Raw genomic sequence first — 3775 nt, forward strand, 5'->3', positions numbered from 1 at the left:
TTCGCGCCGCTCGTATTGCCCACGGCCAACGAATCGCGAAGCGGGAGCGGCGCACCCGGTGCGAAGTACTGGCAGAACCGCGCCGACTACACCCTCGCCGCCACGCTCGATACGGCGGCTAAAGTCGTCACGGGCGAACTCACGCTGCGCTACACCAACCGGTCGCCAGACACGCTGCGCTTCATGTGGCTGCAAGTCGAGCAGAACGCGTTTCGCGCCAAGTCGCTCAACTCCTACATCTTCCCTGAAGAGTCGCGCTTCGGCGCACGCGGCTTCGACGGCGGCTACACCTTTTCGAAGCTCGAGCAAGTCCTCGCCTCGGCGAAGGGCGGGGCCCCCCGGCGGATGCCGCTCGCCCGCCGCCTGAACGAGACGATGATGAAGGTCGATTTCGCCGAGCCGTTGGCCCCGGGGAAGACGGCCGTGCTGGACATGGCGTGGAGCTTCCCGGTGCCCGAGCACGGAGCCGACCGCATGGGCCGCGACGGCGCGCTGTACGAGATTGCGCAGTGGTTTCCGCGAGCGGCCGTGTACGACGACGTGCGCGGATGGAACATCGAGCCGTACCTCGGGCAGGGTGAGTTCTATCTCGACTACGGCGACTACACGCTCGCGATCACGGTACCGTCCGGCTATATCGTGGCGGCCACGGGTGCACTGCAGAACGCGCGCGAGGTGCTCACGCCGACGCAAATCGCTCGTCACGCGTTGGCCGCCAGGTCGGACACCGTGATCCGGCTCATCACGGCCGAGGAACTCGCCAAGGGCACCGCGCGTGCGCGGACGAGCGGCATGATGACGTGGCGTTTCCGCGCGAAGAATGTGCGCGACGCCGTGTGGGCGGCGTCGCCCGACTTCCAGTGGGATGCGTCCAGCTGGAAGGGGATCATGGCCTACGCCTACTATCGCCCCGCCGCGGCGGTGAATTGGCATGACGCCGCCGACCAGTCGCGCCAGTCGATCATCGAGTATTCGGAGCGCTGGTTCCCGTATCCCTGGCCGCACATCTCGGCGGTGGAAGGACCGATCAGCGGCATGGAGTATCCGATGATCGCGATGGAGAACATCAGCAACGATGTGTACGACCTGTACAACGTAGTGACGCACGAGATCGGGCACATGTGGTTCCCCATGATCGTGGGCAGCAACGAGCGGGCGTACATGTGGCAGGACGAAGGCTTCAACACGTTCATCAACACCTTCTCCGAAGCGCGCCGGTATCCCGAGCGTGGCGATCAGCTGGCGCGTGCCGCCGAAGAACGGCGCATGGTGGAGCAGTACATGGTGCAGGGCATCGACAAGCCGGTCGATATGAATCCCGATCGCATCAACCCGGCGCTGCTCGGCGAGGCCGCGTACGTGAAGCCCAGCGTCGGCCTGCAGCTGCTGCGGCAGGAAATCCTCGGGCCGGCTGCCTTCGACGACGCGTTCCGCAGCTACATCGCGCGGTGGGCGTACAAGCATCCCACACCGGCCGACTTCTACCGCACCATGGAGGACGTCAGCGGCCGGCGTCTCGACTGGTTCTGGCGTCAGTGGTTCGTCGAGAATGCCCGCTTCGACCAGAGCGTCGACAGCGTGATCACGCGCACCAAAGGCGACACGATGTTTGTCGGCGTGCGCTACGGTAATCGCGAGCGCGGCGTGTTGCCGGTGCGCGCACGGTTCACCTTCAGTGATGGTACCACGCAGGACTATGAGTATCCCGCAGAGGTCTGGAGTACGAACTCGCGCAACTACGTTCGCGAGTATGCGTTCACCAGGAAACAGCTCGTCCACATCGAGTTGGATCCCGAACAGCGGTTGATCGATGTGGATCGGACGAACAACCGCTGGGGGGCCAAGCGTGCTCTTCCATGACTCGATCCGACGCCACGATTAACGCAAGATTAATCCGTATCCGCTGAACAGTGACAAAGGCGTGTCGGATGGCAGAATAGCTGGGATGAACGGTATGTTTTTAGGGATCGCATGGTGAGCGGTGGAAGCTACGGAGCCCCCAGCGGGTCGTACCTTACGGTGAAGCCCGTGGAGGATGGCGCGCCGCTGTTCTCCGGTACCTCATGCAATGAAATCCGGTGCCCACCCAGCCCTCTCTCCGTCCGTTCGACGTCGCCGTGGCCCTCCGCCTGCTGCTGGTGCCGGAAGACCGATATGAGCCGCTCTCCACCGCGTTGGTCACCAGCACCAGCGCGGCACACCGATCGGTGGCCAGACTGCAGCAGGCCGGACTTTGCGAGCCGTCCAGCCGCACGATCAACCCAGAGGCGTGCCACGAATTCCTTCGGCACGGGGTGCGCTATGCGTTCCCACCGGTGTACGGGCCCGAGCGGCAGGGGCTGCCGACCGCCGGCTCGCACCCCGACCTCTCGGCCCTCTTCGACGACGGGTCGACCATGCCGTCGATGGTGTGGCCGATGGACGGCGGGGTGGTGCGCGGTCAAACGCTCGTGCCGCTCTTCAACGGCGTCACCAAGGTCGCGACCCGCGATGCCCAGCTGCATCAGCTGTTAGCCGTCGTCGATATCCTGCGCGTGGGCACCAGTTCGCAGCGCGCTGTGGCCGCCGACCATCTGGCGCACCGACTCTTCGCGGGCTGAGTGGACCACGGCGTCGCCCGGCCCGGCCGGGCCGGCGCCGTGGTCGAAATGCACGAAGCCGCCCAGGAGGCCGGGGCGGCTCAGTGCATTTCACGAATTCACTCAGTCAACTGACTGGGCAACATGTCATCGCGCGATTCCGGTGAGGCTACACGCCGCCACCGAGCAGGTTGGTCGACCCGCTTGAGCACGATAGCCCGGAGGCGTCACTCTAGCGTCATTCGTCTCGTCCCAGCGCCGAATGCGCCGCCACCGTAAGCCCGGCCGCCCGCCACGCCGCGAAACCGCCCAGCACGTTCACCGCGTCCCGACGGCCGAGGCGATGCAGGAGGCTGGTCGCTATCGTCGAGCGCGCCCCCGACTGGCAGTGCACCAGCAGCGGCGTGGACGGCAATGCGTCGAGCCGTTGGCGGAGGTCGCCCAGGGGCACATGGAGGGCCCCGCCGACATGACCGGCCTCCCATTCCGTGCGCCCGCGGACATCGACCAGCGTCATGGGGCCGTCGGTCCGCTGCGACTCGGCGTCGGAAACCGACAGGTGCCGCATCGTGGCCAGCGCATGGCCCGCCGCACGCCAGGCGTGCAGCGCCTCGGCCGCCTCGACCCAGCCAACGACCCGGTCGAAGCCGATGCGCGACAGGTCACGGACCGCGTGTGGTACGTCGTCCCCGTTCGCCGACAGCAGCACGATCTCGTCGGTCACCGGAATGATCGAGCCGGCCCAGGTGCTGAAGCGCTTCGAATACGGCAACGACAGGCTGCCGTCAATGAAGCCCTCGGCAAACTCGTTTGCCGGGCGCAGGTCGAGGAGCCAGCGCGTCGGGATCGACGATCCGGACACGACCTCGGCGGCCGACAATCGTCGCGCCACCGGCGGTTGGCCCAGCACCGGCGGTCCGTCTCGGTTGAGCTGCTTCATCACCGCGAAATACCGCGGCGGCTCGGGCTGCCCTTCGAGCACCGCGGCAACGAACGCCGCCTCGTCGTGCTCGGCCACCCCCCAGTTGGCTCGCTTCTCGTAGCCCACCGTGGACGAGGGCACGGCGCCCAGCGCCTTCCCGCAGGCCGAGCCCGCGCCATGCCCTGGCCACACCTGCAGGTGGTCGGGGAGCGCCCGGAACTTCTGCAGCGAACGGAACAGCGTACGTGCCGCCGCTTCCATCGTGTCGGCCATA

The 3775-nt window shown here is 66.5% G+C and carries 3 protein-coding genes; 2 read left to right on the forward strand and 1 reads right to left on the reverse strand.

The window, feature by feature from the left end; translation table 11 throughout:
- A partial coding sequence (locus tag ACIRA7_RS15640) for a M1 family metallopeptidase (protein ID WP_396221768.1) occupies positions 1 to 1860 on the forward strand: 1860 nt, incomplete at its 5' end.
- Positions 1861 to 2078: 218 nt separating this feature from the next.
- Entirely contained in the window at positions 2079 to 2600 is a 522-nt protein-coding gene (locus tag ACIRA7_RS15645) for a MarR family transcriptional regulator (RefSeq protein WP_396221769.1), read from the forward strand.
- Between the two features lie 217 nt (positions 2601 to 2817).
- Here the strand turns inward: ACIRA7_RS15645 and ACIRA7_RS15650 are convergent.
- Positions 2818 to 3775 (reverse strand): rhodanese-like domain-containing protein (locus ACIRA7_RS15650; protein ID WP_396221770.1); only part of this gene is annotated, 958 nt, incomplete at its 5' end.

The organism is Gemmatimonas sp., assembly GCF_044376735.1.
Taxonomy (GTDB): Bacteria; Gemmatimonadota; Gemmatimonadetes; order Gemmatimonadales; family Gemmatimonadaceae; genus Gemmatimonas.